Origin of the sequence: Tomitella gaofuii, assembly GCF_014126825.1 — a bacterium.
In the GTDB taxonomy this organism is placed as follows: domain Bacteria; phylum Actinomycetota; class Actinomycetes; order Mycobacteriales; family Mycobacteriaceae; genus Tomitella; species Tomitella gaofuii.
On record NZ_CP059900.1, the window covers coordinates 2,521,736 to 2,539,060 of the forward strand.

The window sequence follows — 17,325 nt, forward strand, 5'->3', positions numbered from 1 at the left end:
GCATGCGCGACGGATCCGTATACTCCACGGCGCGCCTCCCCGCCCGCCGGGTACAACGGGTTTAGCGTCCGGGGCGTGATGACTTCCGGACTGCAGGCGGAACCCGCGGTCTTTCGCGTCGCCGTCGACGCGATGAACTCCGCGTCGGTCCGCCGCGAGATCGCACTCGGACCGATCCGCCCACCCCAGCGCCTCGCCCCCTACAGTTACGCGGTCGGCGCCGAGGTGCGGCACGACGACGCCGACGCCGCCCCCGTGCCGGAACAGTCCGAGGGCGACGCGTTCGGCCGGCTGATCCTGCTGTACGACCCGCAGGGCGACGACGCCTGGAACGGCACATTCCGGCTCGTGTCCTACGTGCAGGCGGACCTCGACTCCGCCGTCGCCTCGGATCCGCTGCTGCCCGAGGTGGCCTGGAGCTGGCTGCAGGAGGCGCTGCAGCAACGCGGCGTCGTGATCAACTCGCTCGGCGGCACGGTCACCTCCACCACGTCGGTGCGCTACGGCGACATCGCCGGCCCGCCGCGTGCGCACCAGCTGGAGATGCGCGCCTCGTGGACTCCCGACCAGGCCGCGATCACCGCGCACGTGGAGGCCTTCTGCGAGCTGCTGGCGCAGGCGGCCGGCCTGCCGCCGGAGGGCGTCACCGATCTGGCAGGGCGCGGCCGCTCCTGAGCAGCGACCATTCCAGGAAGCGGGCCGCCTGGCGGACCACGGCCACCGTGCGCACCGACGGGAACACGTCGAATGCGTGCTGGGCGCCGGGGATCTCCGCGTACACCACCGGCTGCCGCGATTCGGCGCGCAGCTTCTCCGCGAAGATCCGCGCCTCCTGCGCCGGGATGAACACGTCGTTGCTCCCGTGCACGACGAGGAACGGCGGCGCATCGGCGTTCAGGTGCGCCAGCGGCGACGCGGCGCGGTAGGCGTCGGGGAACTGCGCCCCGCGGCCCAGGACGATGGGACTCAGCGGCGAGTGCACGCGTTTGCTCGTGGCGCGGATGCCGGTCTCGGCGGCGAAGTCGTAGACCCCGTACATCGGCACCGCGGCCTGCACCGCCACGTCCTGGTCCTCGAAGCCCGGCTGCAGGTCCGTGTCGTGCCCGGTGAGCGCAGTCATCGCGGTGAGGTGCCCGCCGGCCGAGCCGCCGGTGACGGCGATGAACTCCGGATCCGCACCCAGGTCCGCGGCGTTGGCGCGCAGCCACGCCACGGCCTTCTTCACCGCGATCAGGTGCTCGGGCCAGCGCGCGCGGGGCGAAAGCGGGTAGTTCACGGCCGCGCACACCCACCCGCGCGACGCCATCTCCTCCATCAGCGGGATGCCCTGCTGGTCCTTGTTGCCGATGACCCAGCCGCCGCCGTGGATCTGCAGCAGGATCGGGGCGCCGCCGGGACTGTCGCTGCGGCTGTAGACATTGAGGCGCGTGCGTTTGGAGCCGTCGCCGTAGGTGAGGTTGCGGCGGCGGAACACGCCGGGCCGCGCCATCCGGAACGGGTTGACCAGCGCCCGGTACGGGATCGCCGTGTCCACGGCGGGGATCTCGTCCAGGAGAGCGCGGTCCGCGTCGGGCAGGTCGGCCTCGAACGCGTCCTGCACCGCGCCGCCGGCACGGCGGCTGATCGCCAGCGACGCCCCGAACCCCGCGGCCGCGGCCGCCCCCAGCGCCAGGCCCGCCCTGTCCGCCCCGCCGCGCAGTCCGTGCCGGAGCAGGTGCTGCCCGCTGTCCACCGCCAGCGCCGCCAAGGCGTGCGGGGCCAGCTCCGCGCCCAGCCAGCCGCCGAACATCGCGAACACCGACGTCGCCATCTCCTTGGGCGGCGCGAGCACGTCCGCTGCCACCGCGGCCGCCGCCGCCTGCCTGATCAGATACCCGTTGGCCATGACCATGACGATAACGCGTTCCCGGCCGCGGCCGGTGCACTCGCCGCAGTGACCGCGGCACGGCGCCGCGCGGGCAGTGACCATACATTGCACACGTTGAATGTCGACCCATTACGATCGAAGCATGGAACGCCTCAGCGGCTTGGATGCCAGTTTTCTCTACCTCGAAACGCCGTCGCAGCTGCTGCACGTCTGCGGCCTGATCATCGTCGACGGGTCCACCGTCGAGGGCGGCTACACCTTCGACAAACTCAAGGACGAGCTGGCGTCGCGGATCAAGGCGATGCCCGGCTTCCGGCGCAAGCTGCAGGATTCCTTCCTCAACCTCGACCACCCGGTGTGGGTCGACGCGGACGACTTCGACATCGACCACCACTTCCACCGCGTGGCGGTGCCCGCGCCCGGCGGCCGCGAGGAGCTGTCCGAGCTGTGCGCGCAGATCGCCGGCAAGCCGCTCAACCGGACGCGCCCGCTGTGGGAGATGTGGGTGATCGAGGGCCTGGCCGACGGCAACGTCGCCGTCATGTCCAAGATGCATCACGCCACCGTCGACGGCATCACAGGCGCCAACATGATGTCGCAGCTGTGCAGCCTCACCCCCGAGGCCCCGCCGATGGATCCGGACCTGATCGCGCAGCGCGTGGGCGGGGCCGACACCCTGTCCCTGGCCGTCACCGGTATCGCCTCGGTGGCCCGCAGGCCACTGCGCCTGGCCAAGATCCTCCCGGGCACCATCGCGGTGGTGCCGCGCTGGATCAGCCGGGCTCGGGACGGGCGCGCCATGCCCGTGCCTTTCTCCGCGCCGCGCACCTCGTTCAACGGCACCATCACCGGGCACCGTTCCATCGCGTACACCCAGGTGCCGCTCGATGCGGTCAAGTCCGTCAAGAACGCCTTCGGGGTCAAGGTCAACGACGTGGTGCTGGCCATGGTGGCCGGGGCGCTGCGCACATACCTCGACGGCAACGACGAGCTGCCGGACACCCCGCTCGTCGGCATGATCCCGGTGTCGGTGCACGGCAAATCGGACCGCGCCGGCACCAACCAGGTCACCGGGATGTTCACCGACCTGGCCACCAACATCGCAGACCCCGACGAGCGCATCCGGTACATCGCCGAGCACAGCGACATCGCCAAGGAGCACAAGGACGCGATGAGCGCGACGCTCATGCAGGACTGGGCGCAGTTCTCCGGCGCCAACATGTTCGGCGTGGCCATGCGCGCCTACGCCAAGCTGCGCCTGGCCGAGCGCCACCCCGTGGTGCACAACCTGGTCATCTCCAACGTGCCCGGACCGCCGATCCCGCTGTACTTCCTGGGCGCCCGCATCGAGGCGATGTACCCGCTGGGGCCCGTCTTCCACGGCGCGGGCTTGAACATCACCGTGTTCTCACTCGCCGGTCAGCTCAACATCGGGCTCATCGCCTGCCGCGAACTCAGCCCCGACCTGTGGAGACTCGCGGAGAGCATGGACGGCGCGCTCGACGACCTCGTCGCCGCGGCCGAGGCCGGGCCGGCCCCCGTGGACGACGCGCCCGCGCAGCCCGCCGACACCCCGAGCTGATCGGAAACGATGCCGCAATCACCACAGGACAGTGACGCCCCGGCGGACGAGGACGCCGCGCCGCCCGCCACTCCGCTCCGGGCCCCGCGCGAGGGCGTCCCGCCGCTGCTGACCTCGGCCGCCGAGGTGGCGGCGTTCGCAGCGCGCCTCGCCGAGGGCACGGGCCCCGTCGCCGTCGACACCGAGCGTGCCTCCGGCTACCGCTACTCGGGCCGCGCCTACGTGGTGCAGCTGCGCAGGACGGGGGCGGGCAGCGCGCTCATCGACCCCACCGGGGCCGGACCGCTCGATGCCCTCGCGCGCGCCCTGAACCCGCTGGAATGGGTGCTGCACTCCGCCGACCAGGACCTGCCGTGCCTCGCCGAGATCGGCCTGCGCCCCGCGGCGCTGTTCGACACCGAACTGGCCGGGCGCCTGCTCAACCAGGGGAAGGTCAACCTGGCCGCGATGGTGGAACGCGAGTTCGGCCTGCTACTGGCCAAGCAGCACGGCGCCGCGGACTGGTCCCGCCGGCCCCTGCCCGCCGATTGGCTGAACTACGCCGCCCTGGACGTCGAGCTGCTCGTCGAGCTGCGCGACGCACTGGCCGAGCGGCTGCGTGCACAGGGCAAGGCGGAGTGGGCCCGCCAGGAGTTCGAGCACATCCGCACCGCGCCGCCGCCCGCGCCGCGGCCGGACCGGTGGCGCAAGACCTCCGGGATCCACAAGGTCCGCGGGCGGCGACGCCTGGCCGCCGTCCGGGCGATGTGGACCGCACGGGACACGCTCGCCGAGTCCCTCGATCGCGCCCCGGGCAGGGTGCTGCCCGATTCCGCCATCGTCGAGGCCGCGCGCGCCGACCCGGCCACCGTCGGCGAACTGCGTGCGCTCACGGTGTTCGGCGGCCCGCGTCAACGCAAGCGGTCCGCGCTGTGGCTGGGCGCCCTCGCGGAGGCGCGGGCACTGCCCGACTCCGCCCTGCCGCCGCAGCGTCCTGCCGGGGGCGTCCCCCCGGCAGGACGTTGGCCCGCCGCCCGCCCGGAGGCCGCCGACAGGCTCGCCGCCACACGCGAGGCCGTCGCCGCCGTCGCCGAGGCGCACGACCTGCCGGCCGAGAACGTCCTCGAACCGAAAGTGTTGCGGGAGCTGTGCTGGGACGGGAGCGAAAACCCCTCCGGCGACGGCACCGGCGCGGGGCCCGCGGCGCGCATCGACGCCCTGCTGCACGCCGCCGGCGCGCGCGACTGGCAGCGCGCCCTCACCGCGGAGGCACTGGCGGCCGCGTTCCGGCAGCACGCCGGACACTGACCGACGTCCCGGGTGCCCCGCCGTGCCCCGGGAGGGGCGTCAGCCGGCCGCGATGTGCCCGCGGCCGGTGTCCGTGGGCAGCGCCGCGGCGGGCGACCCGCCCAGGCCCAGGTGCGCGACCCACTCTGTGACCTCGCGCGCCACCGCCTCCGGCGTCAGCCCCAGGTCCGCCAGCACCTCGCCGCGGGAGGCGTGGTCGAGGAACCTCTGCGGCACCCCGATCGACCGGCTGGGCACGTCCACTCCGGCAGCACGCATCGCCGCGGACACGCCGCTGCCGATGCCGCCGTGCACCCCGCCGTCCTCGAGCGTGACCACCATCGCATGCGTCCGGGCGAGCGCCACCAGGGCCTCCGGCGTGGGAATGACCCACCGCGGGTCCACCACCGTCGCCGAGATGCCCTGCATCCGCATCCGCTGGGCCGCGTCGACGCCGATGGCGGCGAACGGCCCGACGCCGACGAGGAGCACATCCGCGCCCCCCGCCGCCGGCCCGCCCGCGGTCTCCCCGGTGCGTGCGAGCACGTCCACGCCGCCGATCCGTTCCAGCGCCGGCAGCTCGGCGGGCAGCGCGCCCTTGGGGAAGCGGACCACCGTCGGACCGTTGTCCACCGCCAGCGCCTCGTCGAGCTCCTCACGCAGCCGTGCGGCGTCCCGCGGCGCCGCCACCCGGATGCCGGGCACGATCCCCAGCAACGACATGTCCCAGACCCCGTTGTGCGAGGCGCCGTCCGACCCCGTGACCCCGGCGCGGTCGAGCACGAGCGTGACCGGCTGTTCCAGAAGCGCGACGTCCATCAGCAGCTGGTCGAACGCCCTGTTGAGGAAGGTCGAATAGATGGCCACCACCGGGTGCATGCCGGCGAGCGCCAGCCCCGCCGCCGACGCCACGGCGTGCTGCTCGGCGATCCCGACGTCGAAGAACCGGTCCGGGTAGGCGCGGCCGAACGCCGACAGCCCGGTGGGCCCGCCCATCGCGGCCGTGATGGCCACGAGGTCCTCGCGGGCCGCGGCCCGCTCGATAAGGTGGGCGGAGAAGGCCGACGTCCAGTCCGGGTCCGAGGCCGACTTGGCCAGCCCCGTCGCGGGATCGATCACCCGCACCGAATGCATCTGGTCGGCCTCGTCGTTCTCCGCGGGCGCATAGCCCATGCCCTTGCGGGTGACCGCGTGCACGATCACCGGTCCGCCGAACTCCTTGGCCATCCGCAGCGCGGACTCCATCGCCTCCATGTCGTGGCCGTCCACCGGGCCCAGGTATTTCAGGCCCAGGTCGGTGAACAGCACCTGCGGACTCACCGCGTCCTTCACGCCCGTCTTGACGCCGTGCAGCACCTTGTAGGCGGCCTCCCCCACCACGGGGACCCCGCGCACCAGGCGCCGGCCGTTCTCCAGCACCCTCTCGTATCCGGGCTGCAGCCGCAGGCCGGACAGGTGGGTGGCAAGGCCGCCTATGGTCGGCGAATAGGAACGGCCGTTGTCGTTGACCACCACCACCAGCGAACGGTCGACGCCTTCGGCGATGTTGTTGAGCGCCTCCCAGCACATGCCGCCGGTGAGCGCGCCGTCGCCGACCACCGCGACCACGGTGCGGTCGGCCTGTCCGGAGACGGCGAACGCCTTGGCCATACCGTCCGCGTACGACAGCGAGGCGGAGGCGTGGCTGGACTCGACCCAGTCGTGCTCGCTCTCCGCCCGCGACGGGTAGCCGGACAGCCCGCCCTTCTTGCGCAGGGTGGCGAAACCGTCGCGGCGGCCCGTGATGATCTTGTGCACGTACGCCTGGTGGCCGGTGTCGAAGATGATCGGGTCATGCGGCGAGTCGAAGACCCGGTGCAACGCCAGCGTCGTCTCCACGACGCCCAGGTTGGGGCCGAGGTGCCCGCCGGTGGCCGACACCTGCTGCACGAGGAACTGCCGGATCTCGTCGGCCAGCGACTCCAGCTCGCCGCCGCTCAGCCCGCGCAGATCTGCGGGCTCCTGCACGCGGTCGAGCATGCTCATCGTCGCCTGTCCTTCCCACGAATGCCTCCGTCCGGACGAACGTCCGGACGCCGCACTGCCCTGTACTACCCTGCGCAGCGTGTACTGCTCTGTTCCGCCGGGTCATGCGGGTCGCCGCACGACTCCATGCCCCGGTCCACGTCCGATCCAGTCTACGGAACACGCAACCGGAACCGTGCGCGCACGGACATGTCCTGCGCCACGGGCATGTCCCCGCACCCGCTCCGGGCACCGTGCCGCCGGATTCACGTTACCCACCGTCACGTCTCGACCCGTACGGTGCCGCATCCCCCGTCGTCGCGGCCCGTCGTGGCAGCGCGGACCCGCACCGGCGGATCAGCGCACCAGGAGCGCGAAGCTCTCGAAGTGGTGGGTCATCGGGAAGCCGTCGAACGCGGCCAGCTCCTCGACCCGGAAACCCGCCTCGCCGTAGAGCCCCAGGTCGCGGGCGAACGACGCGGGGTCGCACCCGACGTGGACGACCCTGGCGACGGCCGTCGCGGACAGCGCCCCGATCACCTCGCGGCCCGCCCCCGCACGCGGGGGATCGAGCACCACCGCATCCGGCGCGCGGCCGGCGCCCGCGAACTCCTCGAGCGCGTGCCCCACCCGCGTGTGGTGGAACCGCACGGCATCCAGATCGGCCAGCGCGTCCCGGCCGTCGCGCACGGACTGCGCGGACGACTCGACCACCTCGACGCGGCCCGCGTCGCCGACGTGGGCGGCCATCGCCGCCGCGAACACCCCGGCGCCCCCGTACAGGTCCCACGCGGTGTCGCCGCCGCGCAGGCCCGACCATGCGCCGACCAGGTCCGAGTACGCCTGCGCCGCCGCGGTGTGCACCTGCCAGAACCCCGTGGGCGCCAGCCGCCACTCGCGTCCGTCCACGCGTTGCACCGCGCTCCCGCCGCCCTCGACGATGTGCTCGGCGCGGCGCTGCGACCGGGCCGCCCGCCGCGCGCTCGCCCCTCTGCGCCCCGCCCGGCGGTGCGCGGCCCGGGTGAGCGGAGGCGGGGCGATTTCGACCACATGCCGGCGGCCGTCGTCGTCCACCGCCACGGCCAGTTCGGCGCCGGCCCGCCAGACGGTGTCCTGCAGCCCCTCGAGCGCGCCGGGGATCTGCTGCGGGCAGCGCAGGTCCGCCACCACCTCGGAGCCCCGGTAGCGGCGGTATCCGGCGCGGCCGGCGTCGTCCACCGACAGCCGGATGCGCGACCGCCACCCTGCGGCCGCCCCCGGATCCCCGGCACCCGTGCCACCGGCGCCCGGGTGCATCCCGGGCGCGGCGACCGGGTGCATCCCGGGCGCGGCGACCGGGTGCATCCCGGGCGCGGCGACCGGCAGGGGCGTCACCGGGACCTGCCGCGGCAGGTGCGCGATGCGGGCGAGCTGCTCGGCGAGGACCTCCTGCTTGAGCCGCCGCTGGGCGTCGGGGGCGATGTGCGAGAAGTCGCAGCACCCCGCGCCGGCGAGCGCGGCCGGGCAGGCGTCCGCCACCCGGTCCGGGGCGGCCTCCAGGACGTCGGTCGCCTCGGCCCGGCAGAATGAGCCGCCTTTGTCCTCGGTCACGCGCGCGCGGACCCGCTCCCCGGGCAGCGCGCGCCGCACGAGCACCACGCGGCCCTCCGAGCGGGCCACGAACACGCCCCCGTGCCCCACGGCGTCGATGCGCAGCTCGAGGATTCTCCCGGTCCAGTCCATGATCGATCAGTCCCTTCCGCGCCGCGACGCGCCGCCGGCCTGCCGGGGCGCATCGTCCGCCGCCGGTCCGTCGGTGAAGCCGCGCCGCACCGCCCCGGGCGCCGCGGTGCCGCGCAGACGCGACCGCACCCGGGCGGACGACTCGAGTTGCCAGGGCACGCTGGCCACGATCACGCCACGCTGGAACAGCAGCCGGCTCTTGAGCCGCAGCGCGCTCTGATTGTGCAGCACCTGCTCCCACCAGCGTCCCACCACGTACTCCGGGATGAACACCATGACGACGTCGCGCGGCGCGTCCCGGCGCAGCCGTTTGACGTAGTCGAGGACCGGCCGGGTGATCTCGCGGTACGGGGATTCGATCACCTTCAGCGGCACCCGGATATCGCTGTTCTCCCACTGCCGGACGAGCTCGCGGGTGTCCGCGTCGTCCACGTTGACGGTGACGGCCTCCAGGGTGTCCGGCCGGGTGACGCGCGCGTAGGCCAGCGCGCGGAGGGTCGGCTTGTGCAGCTTGGACACCAGCACCACCGAGCGGGTGCGGCTGGGCAGCACCGCGTCCCAATCCGAACCGGACAGCTCTTCGGCCACCGCCGCGTAATGCCGCTGGATGCCCCGCATCATGAGGAACAGCAGGATCATCAGGACCAGCGCGATCCACGCGCCGGCCGCGAACTTGGTGACCAGGACGATGACCAGCACGGTGCCGGTGAGGACCAACCCGATGCAGTTCACCAGGCGCGACCGGCGCATCCGCGCCCGCTCCCGCCGCGACTGTGCGTCCGCCAGCAGACGATTCCAGTGCAGCACCATCCCCGCCTGGCTCAGCGTGAACGAGATGAACACGCCGACGATGTACAGCTGGATCAACGCGGTGACCTGGCCGCCGAACGCGACGACGAAGCCGATGGCCGCGGCCGCCAGGAAGAGGATGCCGTTGGAGAACGCGAGCCTGTCGCCGCGGGTGTGCAACTGACGCGGCAGGTAATTGTGCTGCGAGAGCACCGAGGCCAGCACGGGGAAGCCGTTGAACGCCGTGTTGGCCGCGAGCATGAGGACCAGGGCGGTCGCGATGGCCACCACGTAGAAGCCGACGGGGAATCCGGAGAACACCGCCTGTGCCAGCTGCGCCATCATCGTCTTCTGCTGGTAGCCGTCGGGCGCGCCGACGAGCTGCTCCTCCGGGTTCTCCGCGATCTTCACGCCGGTCTTCTGCGCCAGCACGATCATCCCGATGAGCATGGTGATCGCGATCCCGCCGAGCATGAGCAGCGTCGTCGCAGCGTTCTTCGATTTGGGCCTGCGGAACGCGGGGACGCCGTTGCTGATCGCCTCCACGCCGGTGAGCGCGGCGCAGCCGGAGGAGAACGCCCGCGCGATGAGGAACACCAGCGCGATCCCGTAGAGGTGGCTGTTGTCGGAACGCATGCCGAAGTCCGCGGACTCCGCCTGCACGTCGGCGCCGAGGATGAACGTGTCCACCAGTCCCCACACCAGCATGATCAGGACCGAGACGATGAAGATGTACGTGGGGACGGCGAAGGCCTTGCCCGCCTCCCGCACGCCGCGCAGGTTTCCCGCCGTGAGCAGCACGATCGCCAGCACCGCGAAGATCACCTTGTGGTCGCCTATCACGGGGACCGCCGCGCCGATGTTCGACACGGCCGCCGCGATCGACACAGCCACCGTGAGCACGTAGTCCACCAGCAGCGCACTCGCCACCGTCAGCCCCGCGGAGGGCCCGAGGTTCTTGGTGGCCACCTCGAAGTCCCCGCCGCCGGACGGGTAGGCGTGCACGTTCTGCCGGTAGCTCGCGACCACCACGACCATCACGACGGCCACCGCGATGCCGATCCACGAGGTGTACGCGTAGGCGGAGATCCCGGCCATGGACAGGACCAGGAAGATCTCCTCCGGCGCATAGGCGACCGAGGAGACCGCGTCCGAGGCGAACACCGGCAGCGCAATACGCTTGGGCAGCAGCGTGGCCCCCAGCGTGTCGCTGCGGTACGGCCGCCCCAGGATCAGCCGTTTGGCGGCTGTGGAAATCTTGGACACTCGGGCCAGCGTATGCCCTCCCCACGCGCGGCGCGCCGCTAACCCGCCGCACCGTCTCGCGACCGGTTCCGGGCACCCTGCACCCCGGTGGCGGCCCGGGTTGTAGCGTTCGTGGAACACGCCGCGGCGGCGTGCGCCCGCGCTCGCCCGCCGCAGGACCGGTGCGCATCCGCGCCGGCCCCCCGCATCGCAGGAAGGGAGTCCGCCAGTGCACGTCGTCGTCATGGGCTGCGGCCGCGTCGGAGCCTCGCTGGCGGCCTCGCTGTACCGGGTCGGCCACGACGTCGCCATCATCGACCGCGATCCGCAGGCCTTCGACCGGCTCGCCACCGACTTCCCCTCGGAGCGGATCGTGGGGATGGGCTTCGACCGTTCCGTGCTCATCCGCGCCGGCATCGAGAAGGCCGACGCCTTCGCGGCCGTCAGCTCCGGTGACAATTCCAACATCATCGGCGCCCGCGTGGCACGCGAGATGTTCGGCGTCGACCGTGTCGTCGCGCGCATCTACGACGCCAAACGCGCGCGCGTCTTCGAGCGCCTCGGGATCCCGACCATCGCCACCGTCCCGTGGACCACCGACCGCTTCCTGCAGGCGATCACGCAGGATTCGCCGTCCGACAGCTGGCGCGACCCGTCCGGCAACGTCGCCGTGGTGGCCGTCAGCCCGCATGAGGACTGGATGGGCCGCAGGACCTCCGCGCTCGAGGACGCGCTCGGCGCCCGGGTCGCCTTCCTCATCCGCTACGGCGAGGGGGTGCTGCCCGACGCCCGCACAGTCCTGCAGGCCGACGACCAGGTGTACATCGCCGCCGTGGCGGGGCGCGTCGCCGAGGCCGTGGCGCTGGCCGAGGCACCGCCGCCCGCCGAGCTGTGACGCGCAGCCGCCGGATCCACCGACGCACGACAGACCGGAACGAGTGACGAGGGTGTCCCGATGAGAATTGCCATTGCCGGAGCGGGCGCGGTGGGCCGCGCCATCGCGGGCGAGCTCCTGATCAGCGGCCACAGCGTGATGCTCATCGAGCGCAAGGCGTCCGCTGTCACCCCCGAGGCCATCCCGGGTGCGCGTTGGGTGCACGCCGACGCCTGCGAGCTCGGCCGCCTCGAGGAGGCCGAGCTGCAGAACATCGACGTCATGATCGCCGCCACCGGCGACGACAAGGCCAACCTGGTCACCAGCCTGCTCGCCAAGATCGAGTTCGCCGTGCAGCGGGTCGTCGCCCGCGTCAACGACCCCCGCAACGAGTGGCTCTTCGACGAATCGTGGGGCGTCGACGTGGCGGTCTCGACGCCCCAGATGCTCGCCTCGCTCGTCGAGGAGGCGGTGACGGTGGGCGACCTGGTGCGGCTGATGACCCTGCGCCAGGGCAGCGCCAACCTCGTCGAGGTGACCCTGCCGGACGACACGCCCCTCGCCGGCAAGCCGGTGCGCAGGATCCCCCTGCCCCGGGACGCCGCGCTGGTGACGATCCTGCGTGGCGGCCGCGTCATCGTGCCGGAGCCGGACGACCCGCTCGAAGGCAGTGACGAACTGCTCTTCGTCACCACCGACGGCGTCGAGGACGCACTGCGTCAGGCCCTGGGACTTGGCTCGCCGGAGGGGTACGGTTCGCCGGCACGGTAGCCGGACCCCGGCGTGCCCCCTGCCGCGGGCCTCCCGCCGCCGGCCGCATCGTCGTCGACGGCGTCTTCGACAGTGTCCGCCGCCGACGGCCCATCACCGCTGACCTCACCGCCAACCTCACCGCCTGCAACGTCATCGCTTGCAACATCGTCGACGGCGATCCCGTCGTCGGGCGACTCCTCCTCCGGGGCACCGAGGACCTCGAACACCGCGGAGTCCGCGCGCCGGATCGCGTAGAACGTGACGAGCAGCGCGAGAGCCGCCAATGGCCACCCCATGGCGATGCGCGCGAAGGCGAGCCACCCCGTCTGGTCCGACTCGTAGAGCTGCGACTGCACCAGGTAGCGGGCGGCGAACACGACGGCCCAGCCGATCGTCGCGACGTCGTAGAGGGTGCGGGCCCGCCGCACGCTGCGCCAGCGCGACGACACGCCGTTGAGCCCGTTCCAGATGACCCCCACCAGCGGCCATCGCACCAGAACCGACACCAGGAACACGCCCCCGTAGACGAGGGAGGTGTAGATGCCGAAGAGGAAATAGCCCTTGGCGGTGCCGGTGCGGTGCGCGATGTACGCGCAAATGCCGACGCCGATGAACCCGGAGACGGCGGGCTGGATCTTCTCACCGCGGACGAGCCGCCACACGAGGATGGCCGCCGCGACTCCCAGCGCCGCGAACAGGGCCGGCTGCAGGCTCCAGACGGCGTTGACGGGCACGAAAACAAGGATCGGCAGCGTCGAGTAGACGAGCCCGCCGATCCCACCCATCTGCTCGAGAAGGGTCTCTTTGCGTTCCTGCTCCTGCGTCACCGTTCGAGGGTGCCACACATGCGCGCGCCGCGGCTGGCCGCCCGGCCGCGCCTCACGGCTCTCCCTGCAGCTCGTACAGGGGGTTGTAGAGCACCTTCGCGCCGTCGCGATCGCCGAGCCGCCCGCGCACCGACACGGTGCGGCCGGGTTCGATCCCGGGAATGCGGCGGCGGCCGAGCCACACGAGCGTCACGGTGTCGTGGCCATCCCACAGCTCGGCCTCCATGCCCGCCGCGCACCCGCGCGTACCCGCGGAGACCGTGCGCAGCCGGCCGACCATCGTGATCTCCTCGCCGCGGACGAAGTCCGTGCACGGGCGGACCCCCGCGGCCTCGGTGGCCGCGACCATCTCCTTGGTGTCGAGGTCGTCGATGTCCTCCGTCAGCCGCTGTGACAGCCGACGGAAATAGCCCTTAGCCGCGGTGGCCATGACGCGCTCCTGATGACGCTTCTCTCACGCGGTTCGCCCGCCTTGCACCGCCACCCTAGACCCGCCTGCGGGGCAGGTTCATCCGGGCTGGAAGATCGTCACGTGCCTGTGACCTACGACGCCCCGATCGCCGTCCTCCTGCCTGGTACGGGCTCCGACGACGACTTCGCCCGCCGCGCTCTCGCCCCCGCCGCCACGGCCCTCGGCGCCGGCCGCATCATCGCCGTCACGCCGCGCCCCGCGCTGATCGACGGTTACCACCGCGCACTCGACGAGGCGGCCCGTGCCGCCGGAGACGGCGGGCGCATCCTGATCGGCGGCGTGTCCATCGGCGCGATGGCGGCGGTGCAGTGGGCGCTGCGCTCGCCGGGGCGTGTGGCCGGGATCATCGGCGCGATGCCCTCCTGGTGCGGGCGGCCGGACGGCAACGTCGGTGCGGCGAGCGCCGCCATCACCGCGCAGCGCGTGGCCGCCGACGGGGTGGAGCCGACGATCGCGCAGATGCGGGCCACCTCGCCCCGCTGGTTGGGCGACGAACTCGCCCGCTCGTGGCGCGCCCTCGGGGCGGACCTCGCCGGTGCGATGCGCGCGGCGTCCGCCTACGTGGCACCGACGCCAGCGCAGATCGCGGGCCTCGATGCGCCGCTCGGCGTAGTGGGGGTCATCGACGATCCGCTGCACCCCGTCGAGGTGGCCCGCGCATGGGCCCGCGCCGCGCACCGCGGCGCGGTGTCGACCATCACGCTCGACGAGCTGGGCGCCGACCCGTCCGTGCTGTCGACGGCCGGGGCGGAGGCGCTGCGCCGCGCCGCGCGCACGCGGTAATCACCGCTGCACGAGAGGCTCGCCCGCGGCATGCCCCGTCCGGCCGTACCGCCCCGTAGCCCGATCAGGCGCCGTTGCCGCGCCGGAACTGCTGCATCGCCGAGCCGTTGGGGTTCTGCCGGGGCGCCTGCGGCGCGGCACCGTCGCCGCCGGCCTCCGCACCCCCCTGCCCGCCGTGGGACGCCTCGCGCAGCGCGTCACTCATCTGCTGCTGACGCTGCTGCAGCTGCTCCATGGCCGCGCGCTGCTGCTCCGCCTGGGTCTGCGCCGCGCGCTGCTGCTGGGCCTGGGCGAGCTGCTGCGCCAGCTCCTGGGGCAGCGTCACCGTCAGCGGCGAGCGCACCGGCATGGGCTCGGTGCCGCGGCGCACGACGGCGCCGCTGATCATCTCGCGCGCCACCCCGGTCAGCTCCGCGTCGTCGCCGACGGAGCCGGTGGGGCCGATGGCGACACCGCGCAGCATCCACCGCGGCCCGTCGACGCCGATGAAGCGCACGTCGCCGTTCGCCGAGGCCGCGTGCAGCTCGCGCCCCCACGGGCCCGTGCGCACCGAGGCCGTCGCGCCGTCGCCCCGCACCGATTCCGCCAGCTCGGTGATCACCGACCGCCACTGGCCCGGCGACTTCGGCGCCGCGAACGCCGCCATCGTCACCCGGCCGCCGCCCACCGTGACGAACACGCCGTTGACGCTGCCGTTGGGCGCCATCTCCACCTGCACCTGGCCGCCCTCGGGCACCGGGATGAGCACCGAGCCCAAGTCCAGCACCCGGGTCTCCGCCGCCAGCTCGTCGAGGCCCTCCACCTCGGTCTCATCGAACGGGCCGTCGCTGCGGTCCTGGGCCTCGGCCGGTTCGTCCTGCGTCGCACCGGGGGCGCCGTCCTCGGAAGCCCCCTGGTCCGCGGCGTCCGCGGCGGCCCGGGCTTCCGGCGCGTCCTGGGCCGGCGGGGCGTCCGGCGCCGTGCCGGCCTCCTGCTGCTTCGCGGGGATCTGCCCGGGCTGCCCGTCTTCCGTCGCCTGGGCCTCGTTCCGCTTCTTGCGCCCGAACACCGTCACACTCCCTGTTCCGTCGACTCGCCTGGGCCGTCGCCGCTGCCGGAACGTCCGTCCCCGAGCGCCGAGTGCCCTCCGCTCGATCCGTAACCGCCATCGCCCCGCGATGTCGCGTCCAGCTCGTCGACCTCCACGAAGTCGACCAACTCCACCCGCTGCACGACGAGTTGCGCGATCCGGTCTCCGCGCGTGATGTCTATGGCCGTCCGCCTGTCGTGATTGATCAGGCAGACCTTGATCTCACCACGGTAACCCGCATCGATGGTGCCCGGGGTGTTGACGATCGACAACCCGGTGCGCGCGGCCAACCCGGAGCGCGGGTGCACCAGTCCCACCGTCCCCACGGGCAGCGCCACCGCGATGCCGGTCCCCACCAGCGCCCGCTCCCCCGGCGCGATGCGGACGTCCGTCGCGGAGCACAGGTCCACCCCGGCGTCGCCCGGGTGCGCGCGGCGCGGCATCGGCAGCCCGGCGTCCAGGCGCCGCAGCCGCACGCGTCCCGGCGGCGCGCCGGAATCACCGGATCGCGGGGCGCCGGCGGGGTCGTCACGGCCGGCGGGGACAGCAGAATCAGTCGACACAGCCGGCCAGACTATCCTGGTGGCGTGTCCAACGCTTCACAGTCCACCGATACCGGCAGCCGGCCGGCCCCCGACGTCGTCTACAGCGAACGGCTGTGGATCCCGCTCTGGTGGTGGCTCATCGGCGCGGCCGTCGCCGCACTGCTCGGCTACGAGCTCCATCTCGCGTTCCCCTCGGTGCCCACCTGGGTGCTGATGGTCGCGATGCAGCCCATCTCCCTCGCCGCGGGCGCCTGGCTCAGCCGGTCGCGGCTCACCGTCACCGAGGACCCCGCCGGGCGCGAGTTCCACATCACCGGCCGCGCCCATCTGCCGCTCAGCGCGGTGTCCCGTGCGGTGGCGGTGCCGCGGTCGGCCAAGCGGGCCGCCATGGGACGCCAACTGGATCCGGCCGCGTTCGTCTTCCAGCGGCCCTGGGTGGGGCCACTGGCGCTGATCGTCCTCGACGACCCCGACGACCCCACCCCATACTGGCTGGTGAGCTCGCGGCGGCCCCACCGCCTCCTCGACGCACTGGGCGCGCCCCAGGCGTCGATCGAGGGCGACCGGACCGCACGCACGTCACCGGCCGAATAAGGCCCGCATCCAGGGGCCGCCCCCGCACGAAAGCGGCCGCCCCGGCGCATCTCGGGTTTCCGAGTCGCGCCGGGGCGGCCGTGCGTTTCCGCGCCGCGGGCCTCAGCCTGCGCAGTCGCGGCAGAGCAGCTGGCCGTCCGGGGTCACCTCCGCGAGCCGCGACCGGTGGTGCACCAGGTAGCAGCTGCTGCAGGTGAACTCGTCCTGCTGCCGCGGCACCACGCGTACGGACAGCTCCTCACCGGACAGGTCCGCACCGGGCAGCTCGTAGGACTCGGTCGTCTCCCCGTCGTCCACGTCCGCGGACGCGGCCTGCGCGTCGCCGCGACGGGACTTGAGCTCCTCCAAGGAGTTCTTTCCCACTTCTTCCGAGTCGCCGCGCCTCGGGGCGTCGTAGTCGGTAGCCATTGTTCCTTCCCCTGCCTCGCCGCACGGTGTCGCCGTGCCTGATGCTCGTGTCGAACGCGAGCGCCTTGTCACGCCGGGTTCGAACGCCTTGGCTGCATAACGTGCTGCTACCACGTTTTGTGCCCGCATATGTCCTGAGTCGAAAGTGATGTTCATCACATTCTCCACCTGCTCGACGCGGGCGTGCAGCACCCGGATCGGCCGGTCCGGGCGGCAAGACGATAGCGAACGCTCCCGCGCCACACTGCACCGCCCCCACCCCGTCCGGCCACGCGCGCCGGAAACCCCGCCGCACAGGGCGCCCCCGACCCGATCCGCCGGCGCCGGCGTGCCGCCCGTGCGAACGGGGTCGGTCCCGATCACCCCGGGTTCAGCGTGTGTCGCGCTGCCCCGGGCCCGCCCTCGCGCATAGGGTGGGTGACACCGGTCGCTGCAGGCGGGCCCGCCTGCAGCGCGAGCGCCGCCCGTCTCCGCCCCCTGCGGAGAACGACGATGCGCATACGGTGAACGACAACAGGAAGCCGC

The 17,325-nt window shown here is 72.9% G+C and carries 15 protein-coding genes and 1 pseudogene; 7 read left to right on the plus strand and 9 right to left on the minus strand.

The annotated features are described in order from the left end of the window. Positions 1-78: 78 nt before the first annotated feature. A complete protein-coding gene (locus H4F70_RS11735; RefSeq protein WP_182360365.1) occupies positions 79-675 on the plus strand; it encodes a DUF3000 domain-containing protein in 597 nt (198 codons plus the stop codon). Here the strand turns inward: H4F70_RS11735 and H4F70_RS11740 are convergent. Next, positions 644-1,885 (minus strand): alpha/beta hydrolase, encoded by a 1,242-nt coding sequence (locus H4F70_RS11740; protein WP_182357332.1) that lies wholly within the window; start codon positions 1,883-1,885, stop codon positions 644-646. The genes H4F70_RS11735 and H4F70_RS11740 overlap by 32 nt on opposite strands. Before the next feature lie 124 nt (positions 1,886-2,009). Here H4F70_RS11740 and H4F70_RS11745 point away from each other — a divergent pair, with 124 nt between their 5' ends. Beyond that, a complete protein-coding gene (locus H4F70_RS11745; protein WP_182357333.1) occupies positions 2,010-3,449 on the plus strand; it encodes a WS/DGAT/MGAT family O-acyltransferase in 1,440 nt (479 codons plus the stop codon). Between the two features lie 9 nt (positions 3,450-3,458). Further along, positions 3,459-4,736, plus strand: a complete 1,278-nt coding sequence (locus tag H4F70_RS11750) for an HRDC domain-containing protein (protein ID WP_182357334.1) — start codon at positions 3,459-3,461, stop codon at positions 4,734-4,736. 39 nt (positions 4,737-4,775) lie between these two features. On the opposite strand, the gene dxs is transcribed toward H4F70_RS11750, so the two are convergent. The 3 genes from dxs to H4F70_RS11765 all read right to left on the minus strand — a co-directional run bounded on the left by dxs (position 4,776) and on the right by H4F70_RS11765 (position 10,496). Beyond that, the gene (dxs, locus tag H4F70_RS11755) at positions 4,776-6,740 is read right to left on the minus strand and encodes a 1-deoxy-D-xylulose-5-phosphate synthase (RefSeq protein WP_182357335.1); all 1,965 of its coding nucleotides are present in this window, start codon (positions 6,738-6,740) and stop codon (positions 4,776-4,778) included. 336 nt (positions 6,741-7,076) lie between these two features. Then, complete coding sequence (locus tag H4F70_RS11760) at positions 7,077-8,441, minus strand: class I SAM-dependent RNA methyltransferase (protein ID WP_182357336.1); 1,365 nt, start codon at positions 8,439-8,441, stop codon at positions 7,077-7,079. Positions 8,442-8,447: 6 nt separating this feature from the next. Then, complete coding sequence (locus H4F70_RS11765) at positions 8,448-10,496, minus strand: APC family permease (RefSeq protein ID WP_182357337.1); 2,049 nt, start codon at positions 10,494-10,496, stop codon at positions 8,448-8,450. A 208-nt stretch (positions 10,497-10,704) separates the two neighbouring features. Between H4F70_RS11765 and H4F70_RS11770 the strand changes: the two genes are divergently transcribed. Together H4F70_RS11770 and H4F70_RS11775 are read left to right on the plus strand one after the other, a co-directional pair. Further along, complete coding sequence (locus H4F70_RS11770; RefSeq protein ID WP_182347638.1) at positions 10,705-11,370, plus strand: potassium channel family protein; 666 nt, start codon at positions 10,705-10,707, stop codon at positions 11,368-11,370. Positions 11,371-11,430: 60 nt separating this feature from the next. After that, complete coding sequence (locus H4F70_RS11775; protein ID WP_182357338.1) at positions 11,431-12,120, plus strand: potassium channel family protein; 690 nt, start codon at positions 11,431-11,433, stop codon at positions 12,118-12,120. Positions 12,121-12,239: 119 nt separating this feature from the next. On the opposite strand, the pseudogene H4F70_RS11780 reads toward H4F70_RS11775, so the two are convergent. Next, a pseudogene (locus tag H4F70_RS11780) lies at positions 12,240-12,887 on the minus strand (DUF3159 domain-containing protein); the annotation flags it as partial. A 94-nt stretch (positions 12,888-12,981) separates the two neighbouring features. Further along, on the minus strand, positions 12,982-13,359 hold the full coding sequence (locus tag H4F70_RS11785) for an OB-fold nucleic acid binding domain-containing protein (protein WP_182347636.1): 378 nt from the start codon (positions 13,357-13,359) through the stop codon (positions 12,982-12,984). A gap of 102 nt (positions 13,360-13,461) precedes the next feature. Here H4F70_RS11785 and H4F70_RS11790 point away from each other — a divergent pair, with 102 nt between their 5' ends. After that, entirely contained in the window at positions 13,462-14,184 is a 723-nt protein-coding gene (locus H4F70_RS11790) for an alpha/beta fold hydrolase (RefSeq protein ID WP_182357339.1), read from the plus strand. A gap of 64 nt (positions 14,185-14,248) precedes the next feature. On the opposite strand, the gene H4F70_RS11795 is transcribed toward H4F70_RS11790, so the two are convergent. Then, positions 14,249-15,238, minus strand: a complete 990-nt coding sequence (locus tag H4F70_RS11795; RefSeq protein ID WP_235681071.1) for a DUF3710 domain-containing protein — start codon at positions 15,236-15,238, stop codon at positions 14,249-14,251. Further along, positions 15,235-15,729 (minus strand): dUTP diphosphatase, encoded by a 495-nt coding sequence (dut, locus tag H4F70_RS11800; RefSeq protein WP_268968397.1) that lies wholly within the window; start codon positions 15,727-15,729, stop codon positions 15,235-15,237. Before dut ends, H4F70_RS11795 begins: the two co-directional genes overlap by 4 nt. A 111-nt stretch (positions 15,730-15,840) precedes the next feature. On the opposite strand from dut, the gene H4F70_RS11805 reads away from it, so the two are divergent. Further along, entirely contained in the window at positions 15,841-16,392 is a 552-nt protein-coding gene (locus tag H4F70_RS11805; protein ID WP_182357340.1) for a DUF3093 domain-containing protein, read from the plus strand. Between the two features lie 102 nt (positions 16,393-16,494). Here H4F70_RS11805 and H4F70_RS11810 read toward each other — a convergent pair whose 3' ends face one another. Beyond that, positions 16,495-16,800, minus strand: a complete 306-nt coding sequence (locus tag H4F70_RS11810; protein WP_182347633.1) for a DUF4193 domain-containing protein — start codon at positions 16,798-16,800, stop codon at positions 16,495-16,497. Positions 16,801-17,325: the final 525 nt, after the last annotated feature.